Origin of the sequence: Vibrio sp. F13, assembly GCF_020806305.2 — a bacterium.
Classification (GTDB): Bacteria; Pseudomonadota; Gammaproteobacteria; order Enterobacterales; family Vibrionaceae; genus Vibrio; species Vibrio crassostreae_C.
Map to the genome: position 1 here is coordinate 91541 of NZ_CP170176.1, position 22190 is coordinate 113730.

The 22190-nt window shown below is 45.3% G+C and carries 17 protein-coding genes; 8 read left to right on the forward strand and 9 right to left on the reverse strand.

Annotated features, from left to right (window positions below; genetic code table 11):
* Positions 1-643 precede the first annotated feature (643 nt).
* Positions 644-1756 carry a maltose/maltodextrin ABC transporter ATP-binding protein MalK gene (gene malK / locus LMH68_RS15415; RefSeq protein WP_081229370.1) on the forward strand — a complete coding sequence of 371 codons (1113 nt, stop codon included), beginning with the start codon at positions 644-646 and terminating at the stop codon, positions 1754-1756.
* A gap of 258 nt (positions 1757-2014) precedes the next feature.
* On the opposite strand, the gene LMH68_RS15420 is transcribed toward malK, so the two are convergent.
* Both LMH68_RS15420 and LMH68_RS15425 read right to left on the reverse strand, forming a co-directional pair.
* A complete protein-coding gene (locus LMH68_RS15420) occupies positions 2015-2215 on the reverse strand; it encodes a hypothetical protein (RefSeq protein ID WP_010431457.1) in 201 nt (66 codons plus the stop codon).
* Positions 2216-2423: 208 nt separating this feature from the next.
* Positions 2424-4340 carry a methyl-accepting chemotaxis protein gene (locus LMH68_RS15425; RefSeq protein WP_017067914.1) on the reverse strand — a complete coding sequence of 639 codons (1917 nt, stop codon included), beginning with the start codon at positions 4338-4340 and terminating at the stop codon, positions 2424-2426.
* Positions 4341-4796: 456 nt separating this feature from the next.
* Here LMH68_RS15425 and LMH68_RS15430 point away from each other — a divergent pair, with 456 nt between their 5' ends.
* Genes LMH68_RS15430 through LMH68_RS15455 form a run of 6 tightly spaced genes read left to right on the forward strand, consistent with a single transcriptional unit; the run spans position 4797 to position 11781 of the window.
* Complete coding sequence (locus LMH68_RS15430; RefSeq protein WP_017072421.1) at positions 4797-5753, forward strand: AAA family ATPase; 957 nt, start codon at positions 4797-4799, stop codon at positions 5751-5753.
* Between the two features lie 10 nt (positions 5754-5763).
* Positions 5764-6690, forward strand: a complete 927-nt coding sequence (locus tag LMH68_RS15435; RefSeq protein WP_229648410.1) for a DUF58 domain-containing protein — start codon at positions 5764-5766, stop codon at positions 6688-6690.
* Positions 6687-7172 carry a DUF4381 domain-containing protein gene (locus tag LMH68_RS15440; protein WP_017065687.1) on the forward strand — a complete coding sequence of 162 codons (486 nt, stop codon included), beginning with the start codon at positions 6687-6689 and terminating at the stop codon, positions 7170-7172. The genes LMH68_RS15435 and LMH68_RS15440 overlap by 4 nt, the downstream gene beginning before the upstream one ends.
* Positions 7165-8172 (forward strand): vWA domain-containing protein, encoded by a 1008-nt coding sequence (locus LMH68_RS15445; RefSeq protein ID WP_017065686.1) that lies wholly within the window; start codon positions 7165-7167, stop codon positions 8170-8172. Before LMH68_RS15440 ends, LMH68_RS15445 begins: the two co-directional genes overlap by 8 nt.
* Positions 8165-10099 carry a VWA domain-containing protein gene (locus tag LMH68_RS15450; RefSeq protein WP_413755997.1) on the forward strand — a complete coding sequence of 645 codons (1935 nt, stop codon included), beginning with the start codon at positions 8165-8167 and terminating at the stop codon, positions 10097-10099. Before LMH68_RS15445 ends, LMH68_RS15450 begins: the two co-directional genes overlap by 8 nt.
* Before the next feature lie 2 nt (positions 10100-10101).
* The gene (locus tag LMH68_RS15455; protein WP_229648258.1) at positions 10102-11781 is read left to right on the forward strand and encodes a BatD family protein; all 1680 of its coding nucleotides are present in this window, start codon (positions 10102-10104) and stop codon (positions 11779-11781) included.
* A 69-nt stretch (positions 11782-11850) separates the two neighbouring features.
* On the opposite strand, the gene LMH68_RS15460 is transcribed toward LMH68_RS15455, so the two are convergent.
* The 5 genes from LMH68_RS15460 to LMH68_RS15480 form a co-directional block, all read right to left on the reverse strand.
* Positions 11851-13995, reverse strand: a complete 2145-nt coding sequence (locus tag LMH68_RS15460; RefSeq protein WP_229648259.1) for a diguanylate cyclase — start codon at positions 13993-13995, stop codon at positions 11851-11853.
* A 334-nt stretch (positions 13996-14329) separates the two neighbouring features.
* Positions 14330-15079 (reverse strand): phosphate ABC transporter ATP-binding protein PstB, encoded by a 750-nt coding sequence (pstB, locus tag LMH68_RS15465; RefSeq protein ID WP_229648260.1) that lies wholly within the window; start codon positions 15077-15079, stop codon positions 14330-14332.
* A 90-nt stretch (positions 15080-15169) separates the two neighbouring features.
* A complete protein-coding gene (pstA, locus tag LMH68_RS15470; protein WP_229648261.1) occupies positions 15170-16033 on the reverse strand; it encodes a phosphate ABC transporter permease PstA in 864 nt (287 codons plus the stop codon).
* Between the two features lie 15 nt (positions 16034-16048).
* Positions 16049-16978, reverse strand: a complete 930-nt coding sequence (gene pstC, locus LMH68_RS15475) for a phosphate ABC transporter permease subunit PstC (RefSeq protein WP_017064255.1) — start codon at positions 16976-16978, stop codon at positions 16049-16051.
* 111 nt (positions 16979-17089) lie between these two features.
* Positions 17090-17911, reverse strand: coding sequence for a phosphate ABC transporter substrate-binding protein (locus tag LMH68_RS15480; RefSeq protein ID WP_017064254.1), 822 nt, complete (start codon positions 17909-17911; stop codon positions 17090-17092).
* Between the two features lie 480 nt (positions 17912-18391).
* Between LMH68_RS15480 and LMH68_RS15485 the strand changes: the two genes are divergently transcribed.
* Positions 18392-20035: a methyl-accepting chemotaxis protein gene (locus LMH68_RS15485; protein WP_229648262.1), complete on the forward strand. Its 1644-nt coding sequence runs from the start codon at positions 18392-18394 to the stop codon at positions 20033-20035.
* Positions 20036-20142: 107 nt separating this feature from the next.
* On the opposite strand, the gene LMH68_RS15490 is transcribed toward LMH68_RS15485, so the two are convergent.
* Both LMH68_RS15490 and LMH68_RS15495 read right to left on the reverse strand, forming a co-directional pair.
* Positions 20143-21030: a lipase secretion chaperone gene (locus LMH68_RS15490; protein ID WP_017064252.1), complete on the reverse strand. Its 888-nt coding sequence runs from the start codon at positions 21028-21030 to the stop codon at positions 20143-20145.
* 38 nt (positions 21031-21068) lie between these two features.
* A complete protein-coding gene (locus tag LMH68_RS15495) occupies positions 21069-22010 on the reverse strand; it encodes a lipase family alpha/beta hydrolase (RefSeq protein ID WP_050546492.1) in 942 nt (313 codons plus the stop codon).
* Positions 22011-22190 lie beyond the last annotated feature (180 nt).

Genomic DNA, 22190 nt, shown 5'->3' on the forward strand with positions numbered 1-22190 from the left:
ATACGTAGGGCACATCTACCAAGACGAGCCAGTTTTCGGAGGTTATGATCTGAGAAAACAGACCCTAGCTCATCATCCCAGCCACTACGCCCTAGCTATTATGGCTTAAATTCGTGATCGCCATCCGGTCAGATTAGAGACTGCAATCACAAAACGTATACTCATCGTGATCAACATCACCGTTACGTGGTGGATTTATTTGAACTGGATCGCCAATTATTAATAACCCCATTTATCTACTCCTCCCCTCCTACTCCCCCTAGTTAATTTTCCATTAGGAGGATGTACCCTTACGCCAATTCACCGAAACTGCATTCATCCAAGAGTGGATAGTAAGAACCCTTTACCGGCAAGTGTTATGCGTTGACGCATTATTCATTTAGTTGGCTTCACTGCCCGCTGGTGTCTTATATTAGCATCGAGCTAAATCTGTGATTGAATCACGGGGGAGGTTTAGCTGGATGTGGGGGAAATGGGCATCAGTTTGGCTATGACGGGTGGGCTTGGTTAAAGAAGCCAAGTCTCACCCACTTTTTTCTTACTCACTCAATACTTACCAATTCCTACAGTTACTGCTGACCCAAAAATTTCTTATAATGATAAGCAGTAAAACTTAAAATTTGATCGATCGAGGACAAGCTAGATGGCGAGTGTCACGTTAAAAAACGTTTATAAATCATATGGTGATGTACAGATTTCTAAGGACGTAACCTTAGACATCAACGAAGGTGAATTCGTAGTATTCGTTGGACCATCAGGTTGTGGTAAATCGACGCTATTACGTTGTATCGCAGGTCTAGAAGACATTACGTCTGGTGATTTGTACATTGGCGACCAACGCATGAATGACGTTGAACCGTCAAAGCGTGGCGTAGGTATGGTATTCCAGTCTTATGCGCTTTACCCTCACCTTAACCTATACGACAACATGTCTTTCGGTCTTAAGCTAGCAAACGCAAATAAAGCTGAGATCGACAAACGCGTTGAACATGCTGCAGAAATCCTTCAGCTTGGTCACCTTCTTGAGCGCCAACCTAAAGCGCTTTCTGGTGGTCAACGTCAACGTGTTGCGATTGGTCGTACTCTGGTTTCTCAACCAAACGTATTCCTACTTGATGAGCCTTTATCAAACCTAGATGCCGCGCTACGTGTTCAAATGCGTTCGCAAATCACCAAGCTACAGCGTCAACTGGGTTGTACCATGATCTACGTTACCCACGACCAAGTGGAAGCGATGACAATGGCGGATAAGATCGTTGTTCTTGATGGTGGTTATGTATCTCAAGTCGGTAAGCCGCTTGACCTTTACCACTACCCTCAAAACCGTTTCGTTGCTGGCTTTATTGGTTCACCGAAGATGAACTTCATGTCGGTACACATTGAACAAGCTGAAGCAGAACGCGTACAAGTTCAACTTTCTAACGGTATGACTTTCTGGATCCCTGTTGATGGTACGACTGTCAATGCTGGCGATCGTATGTCTCTGGGTATTCGCCCTGAACACTTGATGTCTGCTGAATCAGGTGACGCGACGATTGAAGCTGACGTGATGATGGTAGAGAAGCTAGGTAACGAAACTCAGGTTTACCTAAACCTTGAAAGTGCCGATGCTGATGTTATCTATCGCCAGCCTGACACGTTGAAAATCGAATCAGGTGACAAGTTGGCGATTGGTATTCCAGCGCACCGTTGTCACCTGTTCCACAGCGATGGCCGCGCATGTCGTCGTTTGTACAAAGAATACGGCACAGACTAATCGCTTAGCCTTTTAGGATATAACTTGCCCATATCGAATCCCTCTTACTCAGTAAGGGGGATTTTTTTATGTGCTGGATATTTTTATGTGTTGGATACGAGTTTCACTTACATTGAATAGTTCATGAGTCAGCCACTCGGTCTTTCGCTAGCGGCAATAAAAAAGGTCTAGCAAGCGCTAGACCTTTATCTGTTAGTTAGGCTATGAACCCAACCGCTAATATCACTTCTTTCAGACATGAAACCTGTCTAAATCAACTTAGTGAATTGGCGTATCATTCTGTTTGTTGAACTGGCCAAAATGCTTCTCTAACACTTCAGGTGTCAGTTTGCCTTCCGCTTCTAGTCGCTTGAACTCAGCAACAATTGCTTTTTGCTCTTCAAGTGATGGCAGTTTCACCTCAGGCTCATCGCCCATCTCTTGAGTCATCTGCTCTAGTTCTTTTTCAAAATCGCTCATGATACTTACCTAAATATTAAACCTAACGAGATTTTACTCATTTACGCCCTATGATGCTAGGGCGATTGAGTGCAAAGCCTGAAACCAGATCAAGCGAACGTCAGTTAGAAGAAAACAAGCCCGTAAATAAAAAGATCTGAATTCACGATTAAATGAATCCAGCTCTTAGTTTATGTCTCTTTCTAAGCCATGCTACAGCTTAAAGGGATTAAAGCTTAAACGAACCAACCATCTTATCTAGACGAGAAGAAAGGTCTCGAAGCTCTTGGCTCGCTTCTGCAAGTTGCTCAGCCGTGCCCGTTGTCACTTCGTTGATTGCGTTAATCTCTTCAATGTTCTGGTTGATGGTGTGAACTACGGTTGATTGCTCTTCCGTTGCCGTTGCCACTTGAGTGTTACGGTCTGTGATATCAACGATACGGTCTGAAATACCACTCAGCACGTCTACCGCTTCATCCGACGCCGATACACCTTCAAGGGTAATCACCTTACCCGCACTCATTGCCGTTACTGCATCTTTCGCATCGCTTTGCAGTTGGTTGATCATCTTTTGAATCTCTTCCGTTGAATCTGCGGTACGGCTTGCTAGGTTACGTACTTCATCCGCTACAACCGCAAAACCACGACCTTGCTCACCGGCACGGGCTGCTTCAATCGCTGCGTTTAATGCGAGTAAGTTAGTTTGCTCTGAAATATCACGGATAACACCCAGAATAGAACCGATGTCTTGAGTTGTAGAAGCCAGTTGCTCTACTACCTGACCCGTGCTTTCGATATCTTGCGCCAAACGGCTGATCGCGTCTTTTGCTTTGTTCACCACAGAGCGACCTACTTCCGTATTGCCTGAAGCTTGGGTAGCCGTTTCTGCTGCGGTTGCCGCGTTCGATGCAATCTCGCTGATGGTCATACCCATTTGGTTAATGGCAGCCACCACTTGAAGCGTTTGGTCACGCTGTTCTTGGCTGTTGTCGTGGGTGATGTGGGCTTTGTTAGAGACACTCTCTGCTGCCACTTGAAGCGCTTGGCTTGTCGAACACACCTCTTTCATCGACTCGTGAATCTTTTCAATGAATCCGTTGAAGCCTTTTGAAAGCTGTGCAATTTCATCGTTGCCTTTCACTTCGATACGCTGTGCAAGGTCACCGTCGCCTTCACCTAAGTCGCCGAAACGCTTAGCCAAAAGCTTGATCGGTTGAGTAATGCTGTTCGCCAGAACTACGCCCATTAGGATAAAGACTAACGCCACAACCGCAGTCATGATCAACATCTTCTGCGCAGTCGCATCAAGCTCAGCAAACACTTCACCGGTTGGTACCACACCAATAACGAACCAGTCCATTGAAGACACATACAAGCTCGCCACGAACAGCTCTTGGCCTTGGCTTTCTGTAGTAATCAGGTTGAAGCCCGACTTGTTCAGTAGTTGGCTTGCTTGAGGACCGTAAAGTTGTTGAAGTGAAGAGTCACTGCGAGAACGCTCGCGATGAATTTGAACATCACCTTGGCTATCGGTTAAGAAGACAAAACCGGTATTTTCAATCTTGAAACCGTTCAGCAGGTTAACCATGTCATCCATCGACTTTGATAGACCAGACATAGCCAAACCAGAAGGCTGTTGGTAGTTAGCAAACATCTTCACTTCGCCATTGGCTTCTTGGAACATGCTCACCATGGTCGGCTGTCCAGATTGCGTAAAGCCAAAGAACCAACCATCTTGCTGTTGGTTTAACTGACGTAGGAAGCCATTTTGGTTCCAGTAGTAAGCAGTTTGACGGTTCGCCACTGAGGCATCGTTCAACTGATACTGGTTACGAACATTGTTCAGCTGTTTCACCAGTTTATTTTCTAGTGCGGGATCGCGATCGGTCGATTCGATAGCATCAGAAATAAATTCATTTGAAGCAATTTGCTCCGCCGCTAGTAATAGCTGAGAGACTTCTCGGTCAATTTCACCATTGATTCGCTCTAGCATTCCTGGAAGTTCAATATCGATCAATCGATGACTTAATACATCTCTTGCTTGTTGTTGTGCCATTGCGCCGACAATCACTGTCGATGCAAGAACCGCAAAGGTAATTCCAAGTACAACTTTTTGCTTGATACTCAGAGAGTTAGTTTTAAACATATTTGGACCTTTAAAAAGAATCGCTCGTTATTGGTATACCCTGAACAGGACTTTTTTAGTGCACTCCAACAAGCAATGCACAATCTGAGTGATGTATCGGCCACAACCAATAAAACTAGAGACTTTCTTCTCAAAAAACTGCAAATATGATGTAACAATTAGAAACATTCACCTTGAGCATGAATTAACTAAGCAAATACCGCATTGTCGAGAGTCAATTTTAGTTCTCACCCCCTGAGACCCAACCGAACTCAAACCACTCCCCACCGCCGAGCTTTTGTATATAAAAACCAATTGATATAGTAATAATCACAACCTAACGATGTTTTTAGCTAACCACTTGTAAATATTTCCAATTTTGAAAAAATAAATTACGCAAATGTACTGGAACTTTTTCCTCGAAATCAGTGACCAATACTCAAAATAAAAATCAAATGGATACCCAGAGAGTCCAAAATGCACAAAACAAATTTCGAAGTCCTTCAAAACTATCTAGAGTCTCAAATCATTGGTCAAAAAGAGCTCGTTAAGCAACTGATGATCGCCCTTTTAGCAGATGGTCATATCCTCGTTGAAGGACCTCCCGGCTTAGCAAAAACTCGCGCAGTAAAATCATTGGCTGACTGTGTTGAGGGTGACTTCCACCGTATTCAATTCACTCCCGATCTGTTGCCAGCTGATTTGACGGGTACCGACATTTTTCGCCCTGAGACTGGGGAGTTCACTTTCCAATCAGGCCCGATTTTCAACTCATTGATTCTAGCGGATGAGATCAACCGAGCTCCGGCGAAAGTTCAAGCGGCAATGCTGGAAGCAATGGCAGAGAAACAAGTAACTGCCGGTCGAAAAACCTATGCGCTGCCTGAGTTGTTCTTGGTAATGGCAACACAGAACCCAATTGAACAAGAAGGGACTTACCCGCTACCGGAAGCTCAGTTAGACCGATTCTTGCTTCACCTAGAGGTTGAATACCCAGATATGGAAAGCGAGCTTGAGATCTTACGACTCAACCGTGGTGAGGCTCAAGGTAACGAATCAGCTCAGCCACAACAGATATCTCAGCAAACGATCTTTGAAGCGCGCCAAGAAGTGCTCAACATTCACATGGCAGACACCATTGAGCAGTACATCATCAGACTGGTTATGGCGACTCGCCAACCTAAGCAATACAGTGACCAACTTGATCAATGGTTAGACATGGGTGTCAGCCCTCGTGCAACCATTGCGTTAGACCGTTGTGCCCGCGCTCACGCTTGGCTTGCAGGACGAGATTACGTCACGCCACAAGACGTTCAAGCGATGGCATTCCCTGTGTTACGCCACCGTCTACTGCGCAGCTACCACGCACAAGCTGAAGGTGTCACCGCAAACCAAGTGATCGCACACCTTATTTCATTGGTTGGCAGCGCATAGGGATACGCGCATGAATAATCAACTACCCAACCATAGTGACGGCGTCACGTTAAATCTGGATGAGCTGCTGCAATACAAAGCGCAGTCTGTTCGCTGGTTGCCTCCCGCCAAGAGCCTTTGGTCACAGCTTAACGGCCAACACGAGAGCAACCGTAAAGGTCGCGGGATGAATTTCTCTGAAGTTCGTCAATATCAAGCGGGAGATGACATTCGCAGCATTGATTGGCGTGTAACAGCCAGAACGGGCAAAGCGCATACCAAACTTTTCTCTGAAGAACGAGAACAGCCTGTCATTTTATTCTTGGATCTATCAAGCAGTATGATTTTCGGCTCAACCTTGTTGCTGAAATCGGTTCAACTTGCACACTTTGCTAGCCAACTGTGCTGGCTTACTGTGGCTCAAAAAGATCGAATTGGCGCGGTGATCGATACTGGCAAAGAGGTCATTGAGATTAAGCCAAGTGCAAGCAACCATGCTCCACTGCGTATTTTGCAAAAAGTCATAGAAATCAATAATACGGCACTGACTAATCACGACAATCATAATGACACGACCTTAGAGCATGGACTGAAATCTCTGCACCAGCTTTGCCCTAAAGGAAGCGATATTATTATGCTCAGTGACTTTGTGCGTTACCAAGAAAGTGACTACTCACTTATCAGTCAAATTCGCCGACACAACAGAGTACGTCTGGTGCATTTCTACGATCCGCTAGAGCAGGGTGAAACCGCCTATAAAGGTTCTAAACAGGTCACCGATGGCAGCAAAACTCAATGGTTTAATTTCTCTTCTAATAAAGAAAAGCAAAAGCTTAACCATGCTTTTTCGCTTAAGAAACAGCAGCTGCAACAGATGGGGTTATCTCTCGCGATACCTTATAGCTCGCTGTCGAGTGCGCAGTCACTCATGAGCCAGATATCAGGAGCTCAGTCATGAAACAGCCCTTAGATTTAAGTCCGGTGATTGCGCCAGACGCCCCGACTTGGTGGCCTTTGGCGTGGGGTTGGTGGGCAGTCATTATCACAGCCATTTTCCTGATTGCCTTGGTGTTTTTCATTCTAAAACGTAGAAAAAACAATCAACAGGCGAAACAAGAAGCGCTGTCTTACTTTAGTAATAGTCAGTCCCAAGATGGCTTGTCTCCGAGCAAAGCTCAAGACATCGTTCGTCAAGCAGCACTGAGCTATTTCCCTCGTGAAAAAATTGCAGGTTTGTCTGGTGATGATTGGTTGAAGTTCTTAGATGCGCAATTGGCGAAGCCGTTATTTGTAGCAAAACAATCCCAGTGGCAACAAGCGCTCTATCAAGATGTAGCCCTAATGAACGACGAACAGAAAAAGGCTCAACAGCAATTGGTTAATGATTGCGAAACTTGGCTTCGCAAAGCACTTCCTCCAAAGCGAGGTCGTTATGAGTGATTTTCTAAGCACTATGTTTCTAAGCAGGGACTTGCTAAACATCGAGTTCGTTTGGTGGTGGATGTTCTTCATCGCGCCACTGCCGTTGCTCGTTTACTTGTTCTCACCAAAGTCAGAATCGAGCAATGCCCTAAGGCTTCCATTTCTGCCAGAAGACAGTAATACCAAAACACCGAGCAGTCGCTTACCAAAGGCGTTGTCCGTGATTATCTGGCTTCTGCTGGTTACGGCGAGCGCGCGCCCTGTATGGTATGGCGAACCGGTAGAGTTTCAACCGAAACATCGTGATTTGATGTTGGTTGTCGACCTCTCCTATTCGATGAGCCAAGAAGACATGCAGTTCAATGGCGAATACATCGACCGCTTGTCGGCGGTGAAACGCGTATTGAGTGACTTTATTGAGCGACGAAAAGGCGACCGAGTTGGACTGGTGTTATTTGCTGATCACGCCTACTTGCAGACCCCGCTTACGCTAGATAGAGATACGCTTTCACAACAGCTCAATCAAGCGGTGTTAAAACTGATTGGTACTCAAACCGCGATTGGTGATGGTATTGGTCTTGCCACCAAAACCTTTGTCGATAGCGATGCGCCCCAACGTGTAATGATTCTACTCAGCGACGGCAGTAATACCGCCGGGGTATTAGACCCATTAGAAGCGGCGGATATTGCAAAGAAATACGACGCAACGATTTACACCGTGGGTGTCGGTGCAGGCGAGATGATGGTCAAAGAGTTCTTCATGACGCGCAAAGTCAATACTGCTCAAGACTTGGATGAACGTACACTAATAGAAATTGCCAAACGCACCGGCGGTCAGTACTTCCGAGCGCGTGACAGCAAAGAGTTAGCGACGATTTACGACACCATTAACCAGTTAGAGCCCGTGACGAACGCCACTAAGATCTGGCGACCGCAACAAGAGTGGTTTGTATGGCCACTGTCGGCGGCAATGTTCTTCGCATTTATGCTGTTAGCCATTAGGAGAAACAATGTCTAACTTTACTTTTATCTACCCATATTGGTTCTTGGCGCTTGTCGTGCTGCCCGCTATTTGGTGGCTGAGCAAGACACAATCTAAGCAAGGATTACTCGCGTCACACATCGCGCGATACTTGGCACCAGAATCGAGTAAGCCATCGAAAAATCGCAGTACTTACGTCGGAATTTGGTGGCTGGTCGGCGTTATTGCATTAGCTGGACCAAGCTTCGAGAAAAACGAACAGCCGAGCTTTGAAAAAACGCAGGCACGAGTTGTGATCATGGATATGTCGATGTCTATGTATGCCACCGACATTAAGCCGAATCGCTTAACTCAAGCGCGATACAAGGCTCTGGATCTGCTTTCATTGTGGAAAGAAGGGCTAACAGGCATGGTGGCGTATGCTGGGGATGCTTACACCATTAGCCCGCTAACGTCAGACATCAACACCATCAAAAACCTAGTGCCTAACCTATCGCCAGATATCATGCCTTATCAAGGTGGTGATGCCGCATCAGCCGTTAAGCTTGCGATTGATATGATGACTCGCGCGAAGATCTACCAAGGTGATTTGGTATTGATTGCTGATGACATCGATGACCAAGAGAAGAAGCAGATCGACTCCCTACTCTCTGGCAACGATTGGACATTGTCGATTCTAGCTGTAGGGAGTGAAAACGGTGCGCCAATCTCGTTACCTACGGGGTCGATGCTGCAAAGCGACTCAGGACAAACCGTGGTGGCAAGAACCAACTTGAAGAACATGCGCGAGCTTACACGCCGCTATGGTGGCACGTTCACTGAAGTTCAATTTGATAACTCAGATGTTGAACACATCGCGAGCTACCTCGACCGCGTTGCAACAACATCGGAAGTAACCAAGACCAAGAACTCACTCAACACCAGAGTGAACAACGGTTTCTGGTTACTGCCTTTGCTATTACTTCCGGCACTTGGATTATTCAGGAAAGGGGTTATTTGGTGTGCCTTAGCTGGAGTTATCTCTTTTAGCCAACCAAATACTGCGTTTGCGAACCCGTGGAAAACCAATGATCAAGTAGGCTATCAGCTGTATCAGGACGAGGACTTCCAACAAGCTGCTGAACAGTTCACCCAACAAGAGTGGAAAGGCATTGCTCAATACAAAGCCGGTGATTTCGAAGCCGCAGAGCAGACGCTGCAAGAGCTTTCTAGTGAAGATGCTCGCTACAACCTTGCTAACGCTCAAGCCCAACAAGGTAAGTACGACCAAGCGATCCAAGAGTATCAACGTATTCTTGAAAGCAACCCTGAACATGCTTATGCGAAGAAGAACCTAGAGATTGTCGAACAGGCTCAGAAGCAACAGCAACAGCAACAGCAACAGCAACAGCAACAGCAACAGCAACAGCAACAGCAACAGCAAGGCGATTCTGACTCCAAAGACCAAAATGACCAAAATCAGCAAGGTCAGCAAGGTCAGCAAGGTCAGCAAGGTCAGCAAGGTCAGCAAGGTCAGCAAAATGATTCTTCGCAAAGCTCTCAGGATCAACAACAAAGCTCCAGTGGCAAGTCGCAAGATCAAAGCAGTAACCAAGATCAACGCGGTAGCCAAGACCAAAACTCATCTCAAGGCCAACCTGAAAATCACTCTGACTCTGAAAAGTCTAAACAAGACGACAAGCAAGCCACGCAACAAAGTAACAGTGATCAGCCGAAACAGAGTGACCAAGAAGGCGCTACACCTCAAAGTGCTAGCGCACAACAAGCTTCAAAAGAAGATGGTGAGCAAAGTAGTCAGCAAGCTGTAGCACAAACCTCAGATCAACCTCTGTCGAGCGACCCTGACATGCGAAAACTTGAGCAAGTAGAAAGCGCCCGTGACCCGAGCCAACTGCTTAAAGCGCAAATGATTTTACAAGCACGACAAAAAAGTGCTCCTAACAACCAGAACAAAAAGTGGTAACCATGCGATTTTTAAACAAGCCATTTTTATCCGTACTCCTAACATTGTTGTTGGGAGCTTTCTCGTCCTTCTCAGTATTGGCTGCAAACGCCGTGGCGAGCGTTTCACATAACAGTGTCACCAAAGATGAAGTGTTCCTTCTTAGAGTTGCAACCGATGAAAAGGTCTCCTCTGATGCTCTAGATCTAACAGCGCTCCAGCAGGATTTCTATGTTGGCACACCAAACTTTGGGTCTTCGATGCGAATCGTCAATGGCAGCCGTTCGGTATCAAGTGAATGGAACATTAGCCTTGCTCCACTGCGTTTGGGTAAGTTGCAAATCCCGAGTTTTGATATTGAAGGGGCAAAAACCAAGCCTATCACCATCAATGTTGCAATTAACAAAGCCGCTCCAACTCAACATGATATGGCAGAGTTCCAGCTTAATCTCAGCAAGAACTCGCTGTACCCAGAAGAAGTGGCTGAGCTTGATGTAAAACTCATCATCAAAGCTGACCCAAGAAGGCTGCAAGATCCGAAAATCGCGCCACCGAGCTCTTCAGGCTTAGATGTGGAACCTATTGGTGAATCGAAGCAATTTCAAGACGTTCTCAATGGACAAGAGGTGACGGTAGTTCAACAGTCTTTCCGTATCTCTTCACAAAAGGCCGGACAGTTTAAGCTGAATGGACCGAAGCTGAATGGAGCCGTTGTTTACTCAACCAACAACTCCAGTACAACGCGTCTGTTCCAGCTCGACACGCCCGTTGAAATCTTAGATGTAACTGTGAAGGACGTACCAAAAGGCTACCAAGGTGAGTGGTTACCAACATCAAACTTCAAACTGATTCAACAATGGTCAGATAGCCAAGGCAATCAACTGGGAAATAGTAATGGTTTAGAAGGCGACAACCAAACCATTGAAATGGAAGCGGGTGATTCGTTAACTCGTACCATCACGATGACGGCTAGCAACTTAACGCAACACCAGCTGCCAAAACTGAATATCACCTACCCTAATTCGGTACGTGTTTATGAAGAGAAGCCGCAATTTGGCACAACTCAGTCAGGTGATTCTGTCGTTGTTTACAAGCAAGTCTTGATTCCGAAAGAGGCAGGAAACATCTCGCTTCCTGATGTGTCTCAAGCTTGGTTTAACACCGATTTGCAATCAGAACAAACAAGCAAAGCGCAGGGGCTAGAGTTAGCGGTAAAAGCAAGTGATCGCGCAACGTCAAGCACTCCACCAGTAACTGCTACGCCCGCCCAACAAGTAAGCCCGACGGTTGTTACTGTGGATAGCCCTGGGATCTGGCCTTATCTCACCGCCCTATTTGCAGCTTTGTGGCTAATCAGCTCAGCATTGGCATTCTACTTCTGGTCACGCCGCGGTGTAACGACAAAACCAACACACACTGTTGAACGTCAATCAGATACCGCAGAAGCGCTTATTGAAGCTCTAAGAACGAAAGATGGCGTGATGACCAGAACCTTATTTGAGCAATGGAAATATGAAAATACAGATCTAAGTGATGAGACGTTACAAACCGTTGAAGCCGAACTCACCAAGCTAAACCAAAGCCTTTATGGTGAAGCCGGTTCACCAGCCCAAACATGGAGCCCTGAGCTGGCAATCAAAACGGTGAAGAAGCCCAAGAGAGTTGCGAGTAAAAAGCATAATAGTTCGCTAGAAAATCTTTAGTCGACGCTGTTCATCAAGAACAGTAAAACACAAAGGCCGTTGATCATCTTGAGATCAACGGCCTTTATTTTAAGAAAGAGAGGCTGTGACTTTTTTACGTTTTAAGGCAGAAACAATTCGATTTCGCCCCGAGTCTTTGGCTTGATACAAGGCTTTATCTGCCTTGCCATACAACAAATCAAAATCGAACTGATGCTGGTCAGACGTTATCGAGGCATAGCCAACGGATGCCGTTAAATATGGGCTGGTACTACTTTCACAATGCAGGATTTTTGCCTCTTCAATGCATTTTCTAATCGACTCTGCACGTTGCTTTGTCTCTGAGTGATTCGTGCCAATCATCAACAACATAAACTCCTCTCCGCCAATCCGGCAGAAGGTTTCTTTATCATTGTGAACATGGGCATTCAGTATCTTGCCTATAGTGCGCAGAGCAGCGTCACCTTCCGTATGCCCGTAAACCGTGTTGTACAAACCAAAGTGATCAAGGTCAACAAGAATGAGTCCAAACGTGACTTCGTGCTCTGTGGCAAATGCCCCTTGATCATCACAATTGAGATCATCTAAAACCTGCGACAACATACGACGATTTCCAAGGCGTGTCAGAGGGTCAAGCTTAGAGATGATATCCAACTGCTCATTGGCTCGTTCAAGCTCTTGAGTGCGCTTACTGACCTCTTGCTCTAGCGTTTCATTGAGCTTTTTGAGCTCCTCTTGCGCCATAGTTCTCTGTAGCACCTCCGCTAAACTCGAAGCGAAGATACGTATCACTTCACGCAGTTGTGAGGTTAAAGGGCTGCGAGTTAGCAAATTATCCGCGGCAATAAACGCAATCGGCTCACCCATATTGGTGGTGAGCATCGTCATTGCCGTCCAACCGACACCCACAATATTGAAATCGTGATAAATAGGCACCGATTCTTCAAAGGCAACTTGATTAGGGCAAGCGCGAGCTGCAGCTACAATGTCACGCTCCACCAGCTCAGAGCGATAGTAGGATTCATCGACGATGTCGCCTTTTATGTCCGTGCCCCACGTGCCTTGCATGTAACTGCAATGTTTATCGGTGAGGAAAACGGCCAGTCGGTCGATGCCTAAATGCTGAATAGCAAAGCTCACCGCCGATTTACACACTTCACTGACGCTATCGCAACGAGACAACTCCACCATGCTTGAGTGCAACATCCGTATATTCTGTTCTTGCCGTTTACGAATGTAGATCTGAGAAAGCAGAGAACCAAAGGATTCAAGCATCTGCTTTTGATAATTAGTGATGGGTGAACGGTGAATGTAATTGTCCATTGCGATCCAACCGACGGGTTTATCCCCTTCACGTAAGATCAACATGCCATTCCAACCTTGCCCTACGACCTTGCCTTCGGTGTATAGCGGCGCTTTCTCAATAATAACTAGGTTGATGTGATTGTCAGACAACGCCTCAATGTATTCGGCTTCAAGTTGATGTAAATCGTACTGAGTATGATGCTCGCTGTTAGTTTTTCCCCGCTCATCGGTGCCGTAAGTGCCACTAAAGCAGCGCTTTTTCATATCGAGTAACATGAAGATCGCACGGTCAAAGCCTAGACGGTCGCGCACTGCCTCAACAGAAGCCTTATACAAAGCATCCAAAGAGTCAGGATTAGAAAGCTCTAACGCGACCTGATGGACTAGTTTCATGTTCTCAACAAATAGCTCTCGCAGCTTAATTTCATCAAGGTACTGCGCTTCACGTGTGTCTCTGTATTTTATCTCCAGCGCAGCGTTCTTTTCCGCACGAATACACTGCCAGCGAGCTGCGGCTAGTTGAAGGACATCAAGATCTTGGTCAAAGGTTTGATTAACCTTCTCAGCATTGCAATTTTGAACAATTAAATAAGTTCTGGAGGCAGGTGCGTTGTCGAGCATCATGATAAACGACTCCCCACCAAGCACTTTCATGTGTTCCCACTTGCAGGTATTGATAGCCATTGGCAAAACCCCGTCTGCGGTATCAAACTGCGAGACCCACGGCCAAAATGTAGAGGGGTAGCTCGCCAATGAGGTTAGGTCGCCATAAGAAAAAAGCGGTAATGCGTCGCTCTCCGGCGTCGGTTCAGCAAATATTCCTATCCCTTTTGGAGTAAGTACCTTAACCAGATAGTCAAAAAGAGACTCAGCCAACAGACGATGGTCGCGTGTCGCAGATATTTGTTTTGCAAAGGCTTTAACAGGCACAGCTTCCTTCCATTGGCGATTAAGAATAAAGCAAAAATACAGAAGGCTTGATATGCAATCAATGTAAGTAAAAATGAGATGTTAAGCGGGTCGCAGTTTCACCTTTAACATTATCACAAGCATGAGAAGGACGACAAAAATGGGATTCTCTGCCCAAAATCACATCGACATTGGGGATTTTTTAGACACATAAAAAAGCCCCACCTATAGTGGGGCAAAACTTCCATCGCTTATAGTTATAGTGATAATTCTGTCGATCTATTCGATTATCTAACCTGCGTTTCAGTTAGCGTGCTGTCCTTTAAAAAACTAAAACAGCACTGAGTTAATCGAATTAACCAAAGTCACCGTTTACGTAACCTTTAGTACGATCATCTTTTGGTTCGCTGAAGATAACACTCGTTTCGTTGTGCTCTACAAGCTCTCCCATTAGGAAGAAAGCCGTGCGGTCTGAGATACGACGCGCTTGCTGCATTGAGTGCGTTACGATAACGATAGTGAAGTCTTTCTTCAGGTCTTCCATCAATTCTTCAATCTTGTGTGTCGCGATTGGATCAAGTGCCGATGTAGGCTCATCCATCAGGATTACATCCGGTTCCATAGCAATCGTACGAGCAATACATAGACGTTGTTGCTGACCACCAGACAAACCAAATGCGTGTGCTTTAAGACGGTCTTTCACTTCATCCCAAAGTGCCGCACTGCGTAGTGAACTTTCTACTACTTCATCAATGTGTTTCTTGTCTTTGATCCCTTGAGCACGTAGGCCGTATGCCACGTTCTCGTAGATGCTCATTGGGAACGGGTTTGGCTTTTGGAATACCATGCCTACGCGGATACGTAGGTCAGCGACATCGATATTACCGTAGATGTCAGTGCCATCCATATCCAGCTTACCCTTAATCGTAACGCCTTCAATTAGGTCATTCATGCGGTTCAAACAACGCAATAGTGTTGATTTACCACAGCCAGACGGGCCAATCAGAGCAGTAACCTGGCGAGTTGGAATTGGCAGGTTGATAGATTTAAGCGCTTGGTTGTCGCCGTAAAACAGATCTAGGTTCTCAATATCAAATTTATTCATGTTCGTAATCTCTAAATTCTTAAATTCGTGTCTAACTTGATGCTTTCTTTATCACGGGGGCTCGCTTTATTTATGAGCCAGCTAATGAGCTTAGTAAGTTGCCGTGTTGAAGCGTCTCGCAATCAGTTTTGTAACCATGTTGATCAAGAGAACCAGTACGATTAGGACTGTCGCCGTGCCGTAGGCTTGGTTCCACTCATCGATAGTAAATAGCTCTGTTGTCAGCTTATATAGGTGAACCGTTAGTGTACGGCCAGAATCGAATACCGACTCAGGAACACGTGCCACCATACCTGCTGTTAAAAATACAGGTGCTGATTCGCCAATTACACGACCAATACTAAGAATGACCGAAGTTAAGATACCTGGCATTGCGCTTGGTAAGATCAAACGCCAGATAGTGTAGATTTTTGAAGCGCCAAGGCCGTATGAGCCTTCGCGGTAAGTTTGTGGCACTGCCATCAATGCTTCTTCTGTAGTACGAATGATTACAGGAAGAATCAGGATACTTAGCGTTAGTGCACCCGACAGAATCGAGAAGCCAAGACCAAGAATCGAAACAAAGAAGGTCATACCGAACAGACCAAAGATGATCGATGGGATACCAGCTAACGACTCAGTACAGAATCGAATCATTTTCACCAATCGGCTACCTACTTTCGCATATTCAGTTAAGTATATCGCCGTCATGATGCCCAGTGGCGCGGCTACCGCAATCGATGCGATTACCATGTAGATCGTGGCAATGATCATTGGGAAAATACCACGTTCTTCACCAGTACGAGTGTAATCGTCAGTGATGAAGTTCCAATCTACGTATTGCAGACCGTTCGATAGGATGTACCAAATAATCCAGAATAAGAAACCAACGGTTACAGCTGCAGCTGCCCAGATAAAACCTTTTAGGATGTTATCTTTGGTTTGACGTGCTTGTTTTAGTTTTACGCGATCCATATTACTTATCCTCGCCTACTTCGCTTTTTCACGGTTAAGATAAAGTAGAGCACCATTTAACATCATGATGAACACTAGAAGTACAACACCTGTTGCGTACAGTGCGTTAGCGTGAACGCCACTTGCGTAAGACATTTCAATTGCAATGTTTGCTGTTAGCGTACGAGCAGAGTCCAAAATGCCTTCTGGCATTGCTGGCGCGTTACCCATAACCATGATGATTGCCATCGTTTCGCCAAGTGCGCGGCCAATACCCAAAATCACACCAGTCATAATGCCTGAACGTGCAGCAGGAACGAGTAGCTTAAAAATCGTGTAGATTTTCGAAGCACCCAGTGCAAGTGAACCTTCTTTGTATGTACGAGGTACCGCACGAATCGAAGTTTCAGAAACCGTGATAACGGTAGGAAGAATCATGATACCCAGAACAATGATACCCGCCAGGATAGTGTTACCCGCTGGTACTTGGAAAACGTTTTGAATCATTGGAACGATAATTACTAGACCGAAGAAGCCGTAAACTACCGACGGGATACCCGCTAGAAGCTCAACTGCTGGTCGAATAATATCTGCAAGACGCTTTGGAGCAATCTCAGCAATAAAAATAGCGGTTAATACACCAACTGGCACACCAACAACTACAGCTCCAAGTGTCGAAACAATCGATGCAACAATCATGGTTGCAACACCGAATAGAGCTGGAGGTAACCAGTCAACACCCAGAACGATGCCAGAAACACCGGCCTCTTGGAATGCAGGGATACTCTCTGCAACGATAAAGTAAGCGATAACGGCTAGTGATACGATGCCGATTACAGCACTCGATAAGAACAAGCCGTGGAAGATTCTTTCTCTCCAGTCGATGCGCTTCTTAGCACGTAGACTTGGCTTGTTGATTTGAGTCGCTTCAGTATTCATAAGCTTTTCACTATTTGCGATGGTCATATATAAAATCTCAAACTTTGTGGCTCAATAAGAGCTCGAAATAAACAAAGTTGAAAGAAAAGGCTCAGCCTAAAGCAGGCTGAGCAATAATTAAGATTGAGTCAGTTAAGATTAGTTAACTGTGATGTAGCCTTTCTTACCAGCGATAGCTTGAGCTTCATCTGCAACCATCCAATCTAGGAATTGTTGAGTTTCAGCTGTTGGAGCGCCTGCTTTGTAAAGAACTAGGAATGGACGAGCAACTTTGTAAGAACCGTTCTTAACGTTGTCTACAGTCGCAGCAGCGCCGTCGATAGTTAGAGCTTGAACAGATTCGTCAACTGTACCTAGAGAGATAAAGCCGATAGCGTATGGGTTGCTTGCTACAGAAACTTTAAGTGCGCCGTTACCGTTTGCAACTTGTGCACGTTGAGAGATAGCCGATACTTTCTTATCGCCAATCTTCTTCTTAAGCTTCATGATGTCTTCGAATGCACCACGTGTACCTGATGCAGTATCACGAGTGATTGCTACGATTGGTTTATCAGCGCCGCCAACATCTTTCCAGTTAGTGATGTCGCCTTTGTAGATTGAAGTGATTTGCTCAGCAGTAAGAGCAGATACTTCGTTGTTCGGGTTAACAACAACTGCGATACCGTCACGAGCGATAACTAGCTCTTTCAGGTCAGCTGTTTTCTCTTCTTCTTTTAGGTCACGAGAAGAGATACCAAGGTCAGCACTTCCATTTTTTGCTGCTTTGATGCCTGCAGAAGAACCTGGTGCTTGAATTTCGATGAACACTGGTTCGCCTTTATTCATGTAGGTTTCTGCAAAAACTTCAACCAGTGGAGAAGCACTGTTAGAGCCAACTACAGAGATAGTTTCTTTAGCTGAAGCTGTATTCACTGTTAGAGCGCCTAGTAGTGCGATTGCACCGATAACTGTCTTTTTCATCACAAATTTCCTTTAGTGGCGTTATTGCCGTAATGTTTTGCTTGAACGAGGCCTACTTTAGAATCCGAATGTGACAGTTGTGTTTCACTTAATTGAAGCCTATATGACAACTACAAATTAATGGCTAATTTCTCTCCTACTCGATGAATTGATAGTCGCGCCCCCATCAGATGCAGTTAGTGAATGCAGGTCTCACCATCGTTTGAGCACCAAAAAGCTAGATTTCCTTCCCTATTTATATCGAATACTAACCAATATATTTCTCTATTTATCAATCAATTAGCCCTAACACGATGGATAAAAAGATCCACCTTTATCGCCATTTAGAACAATAAACAACCATCTATATCAAATACCTATCGCATATAACGAAATCAAAGCCTTTACTGATTGAATTGTCAGTCTCATTAGTTAGAATCGCCAACTAATTCTAATAATAATAATTCTCATCTTTTTATTTTATTCAAAGAAGGACATTACATGCGCCAACTTCTCAGTGGCTTATCAATCAAAATACAAATTCTTGTACCCGTACTATTTTCCGTTGTCTTACTTTTAGCCGGTGTCATTATCGGTGGTGAAAAACTAGAAAGTGCATTCAAAGATGTGTCAGTAGCAACCGACCAGTTAATCTTACATAAAGAAGAACTTAGCGAAATCGTCGACAACAGCTATGGCATGCGCATCAAAGCGATTTACAGTCTATTCAATGCTGATGACGTAAAAACATTGGTTGAAACACTAAACCAAAAACGCGATCAGAATACTCGCCTACTGAATTCATTAGACACAGTGCCAGGCATGCAAGATGAAGTGGCCGCGATGAACAAAGCGATGAATCACTATGTCGATTTTTCTCGTACCACCATGCTTCCGCTATTAAGAGCGAAACACGGCGATGCATCACTATCTTCAGATTTTGAAAACCGCTACCAGATCGCAATCGACCAATACCGACATGCGGGTAATGAAATGGTGCAAGCGATCAATACTCTGTCTAAAAAGCTGAACTTGCTTGCCACTCAAGAGGTCGACATCAACGGCCAGCAACACGCTAGCACGCTGACTACTGCGACCATTGCACTGTTGGTGATCCTGTCTGTAGCTCTAATTATCAGTTGGACGCTGGCTGGTATCATTGTTAAGCCGATCAGCAACATTCAAGAAACGATGCGGGAAGTAGCAAAAGGTAACTTGTTAGTTAAAGCAGAAGAGTATGGCGACAACGAAATCTCACGCCTAGCGCAAGACGTAAACCAGTCTGTTGAACAGCTGCGTGACACGGTAAGCTCGCTGTCTCGAATCAGTATCGAAGTGGCTTCTGCGTCGACAGAGCTAGCGGCTGTAATGACACAGTCCAGCGTTAACTCAGACCAAGAGAAGCAAGAGGTGGAGCAAGTTGCTTCTGCTGTGAACCAATTGGAAAGCACAGCAGCACACGTTAATGAAAACGCAGTACAAGCCGACTCAGCGTCTAAGCAAGCTGACGAAATGGCGACACACAGCATGAGCTTGTTTAATGAAAGCAACAAAGCTAACGAACAGATGGCGATTCAGCTAAGCGAAGCCGCAAATGTTGTGGGCACGCTAAAAGAGCACTCTGAACAGATTGGTAAAGTGATTGAGGTAATTCAAAGTATCTCTGAACAAACTAACCTGCTGGCGCTTAACGCAGCAATCGAAGCCGCTCGTGCAGGTGAAAGCGGTCGTGGTTTCGCAGTGGTTGCTGATGAAGTTCGAATGCTAGCGGCACGTACACAAGATTCAACCAAAGAGATCCAAACCATCATAGAAGGTTTGCAGGTTCAATCCGGTAACGCGAATGAAAGCATGAGCAGCTCATTATCTATGCTGGAACACAACCAAACTCTTGCAGGTGAAGTAAGCGCGGCGCTTTCAGGCATTGCTAACTCGGTAACGGACATGACTGAGATTAACACTCAGGTTGCCTCTGCCGCCGAAGAGCAAAGCCAAGTAACCTCAGACATCAACCGTAACATCTCAAACATCTACAGCCTAGTAAGCCAAAACGTTACCGGCATTACTCAAGCCGCTGCAGCAAGCCACGAGCTTTCTAACCTAGCAGAACAACAGAAGCAGCAGTTGGATTACTTTAAGGTATAGGCTTCAAGGTACGAAGTTCAAGGCAAACAGATTCAGGCTGTATGCTCTTTAGAACTCGCCGATAAACAAAAAGCCAGCCATCATGGCTGGTTTTTCGCTTTTAGACACTACTGACGAGATTCAGCCGCTCGAATTCTTTCAATCGCTTCTACCCTTCTAAGCTGTTCTGGTAGGAAATGTTCAGTCCTAAGTTGCGCAATCTTCTCTTGTTGTTCGGTTTTTGATAGGAATGAATCTTTCAAGACATCATTTCGTTCTGCGAAGTAGACCTCTAACGAGTCTTCAAAGGCCGCTCTTTGTTTATCAAGTGCTTCAAGTCTCTGGGTTACTTCTTCACCGACAAGTTCGCTTCTCTTTAAGTATTTACCCTGTTCATCGAGACCTTCAGAGCTAGAGAGCTGTTGGAGTAACACCTGATTCTGGTGACTCGACTGAACATAATCAGGTTGCTCAGATAGATAGGATTCGAGTCTTTGTTGGTATTCTTCATCCTCTAATCCCTCCTGTTTCAGAAGTAACTTTTCTAAGGCGATTTCTCTCATTCTGTTGTCGTGCGTAAACAGAATACTTATCTCGCTCTCACTGAAAAACTGAGCTTGGAGGTCAAGGAGCGCTTGATTGAGTGCACGTAGATCATCAGCGGAAATGGATGTGGTACCGAACTGCACGTCCAACGATGTCAGTGCCGACTTATACTCAAGATATTTGGCAAACAGTGCTTCATCAACCACGGTTGTTGATGATTGTTCGTGGTGTTTCGCCACGTTGTCTCGAATATCTTCAAGGGTTAATTCTGTATTACCTGACACGAAATATTCCATCATGTCTTTTGCTGATGCGTTATCGATGTCGGTATCTTGCTGAGAGGTGACTTTCAATGAGGAGACGCGTTGTTCGTCGTCAGTATGTGTATCTTGATTATTTAGATATAAAAAGACCGCCGCTGTGCTCATCAGGGCTATCGTGGTTATCGACAAAATGGCGGTCTTTTTCATCATACTTCCCTTGTTTTCTTATTAAACGGCTTTGCAGACTACAAGCCAGCCAACTTCAATCGATTGGCATGCTGACGATATAGAGTTACAGGATCTGTCTCAAACAAGTGGTGAATTCCCAATAACCCATTAATCTCATCTAGGTGGTTCATTTTGTAATCATCACCAATCACTTTGCCCAAATGCGCGCTGCATGCTCCTACTAAGCCATCATTAGGTTCGTTGAAGGCTAAGCCTAGGATTGTCATCGCTCCGTCGGTAGGATCAAGAAGGTTGGTAAAAGTGGAAGACCCTGTCCATGAATAGTAATAAACGCCGTTACTTGCTTGCCACTCACCATCGCCACACTCAGACGTCGGAACGCCCTCAGGGTAAAACTGGTTGAAGGCTAGCGAGCCTTCTGTGGTCAATGCTTCAAGAGAAGCGAGGCCGTCTTGGTCGAGATCCGTTCCACCAGATAAAAGGTTAATCAGTGTCGTTAATCCACCTGCTAATTTAACCGCGATACCTTCTGTGACAGAGCCTTCAGATACGTTCCCTCGAACGAGATCAGCGACCTTAGAACCTTTATGTACACCGCCAATACTGGTCACTGAAGCAACAAGATCAGGTCGAACTGACGCAACATAACGAGCCGTAGGCCCACCGTGGCTATGACCAACCAGATTCACCTTACTTGCTCCTGTTGCAGCTAACAGCGTTTCAACTTGGCTGAGTAACTGTTCACCACGGACCTCTGAACTGTTGGTTGCAGAGACCTGAGCGACATATACGTTCGCGCCATCTTTGGTTAGGGATTCAGGTACGCCATAGAAATAGTCAACGCCCGCTAATGTATCGAAACCAAACAGACCATGTACCAACATAATGGGGTATTTCGTTTCAGTGTATCCCCTGGCTTCTAATGCTGATGCGCTCGTTCCGGCATATACGCCAAAACTGGATAGGCAGGCTATCGTCCAAATTAATATCTTTTTCAATGCTCTTTCCTTAAACAGATTAGACCTCTGATGAGTAAAAGAACCGTAGATGATGATTTTATAAAACAGAAAGTAACGACTTCATATTTGTGATGGCGAACTTGAATTAAACAGGTGCGATGAACATCAGGCAAACAGAATCAGGAGAACAAAACATAAGCAATTGATTAAATTAACATT

What these genes read in the sequence shown, in the direction of transcription:
- LMH68_RS15450 (WP_413755997.1), top strand. Translation starts at nt 8,165, where the DNA reads ATGTCTAACTTTACTTTTATCTACCCATATTGGTTCTTGGCGCTTGTC.
- pstC (WP_017064255.1), bottom strand. Translation starts at nt 16,978, where the DNA reads ATGACCATCGCAAATAGTGAAAAGCTTATGAATACTGAAGCGACTCAA.
- LMH68_RS15485 (WP_229648262.1), top strand. Translation starts at nt 18,392, where the DNA reads ATGCGCCAACTTCTCAGTGGCTTATCAATCAAAATACAAATTCTTGTA.
- LMH68_RS15435 (WP_229648410.1), top strand. Translation starts at nt 5,764, where the DNA reads ATGAATAATCAACTACCCAACCATAGTGACGGCGTCACGTTAAATCTG.
- LMH68_RS15455 (WP_229648258.1), top strand. Translation starts at nt 10,102, where the DNA reads ATGCGATTTTTAAACAAGCCATTTTTATCCGTACTCCTAACATTGTTG.
- LMH68_RS15480 (WP_017064254.1), bottom strand. Translation starts at nt 17,911, where the DNA reads ATGAAAAAGACAGTTATCGGTGCAATCGCACTACTAGGCGCTCTAACA.
- LMH68_RS15490 (WP_017064252.1), bottom strand. Translation starts at nt 21,030, where the DNA reads ATGAAAAAGACCGCCATTTTGTCGATAACCACGATAGCCCTGATGAGC.
- LMH68_RS15440 (WP_017065687.1), top strand. Translation starts at nt 6,687, where the DNA reads ATGAAACAGCCCTTAGATTTAAGTCCGGTGATTGCGCCAGACGCCCCG.
- LMH68_RS15430 (WP_017072421.1), top strand. Translation starts at nt 4,797, where the DNA reads ATGCACAAAACAAATTTCGAAGTCCTTCAAAACTATCTAGAGTCTCAA.
- LMH68_RS15445 (WP_017065686.1), top strand. Translation starts at nt 7,165, where the DNA reads ATGAGTGATTTTCTAAGCACTATGTTTCTAAGCAGGGACTTGCTAAAC.
- malK (WP_081229370.1), top strand. Translation starts at nt 644, where the DNA reads ATGGCGAGTGTCACGTTAAAAAACGTTTATAAATCATATGGTGATGTA.
- LMH68_RS15420 (WP_010431457.1), bottom strand. Translation starts at nt 2,215, where the DNA reads ATGAGCGATTTTGAAAAAGAACTAGAGCAGATGACTCAAGAGATGGGC.
- LMH68_RS15425 (WP_017067914.1), bottom strand. Translation starts at nt 4,340, where the DNA reads ATGTTTAAAACTAACTCTCTGAGTATCAAGCAAAAAGTTGTACTTGGA.
- pstA (WP_229648261.1), bottom strand. Translation starts at nt 16,033, where the DNA reads ATGGATCGCGTAAAACTAAAACAAGCACGTCAAACCAAAGATAACATC.
- pstB (WP_229648260.1), bottom strand. Translation starts at nt 15,079, where the DNA reads ATGAATAAATTTGATATTGAGAACCTAGATCTGTTTTACGGCGACAAC.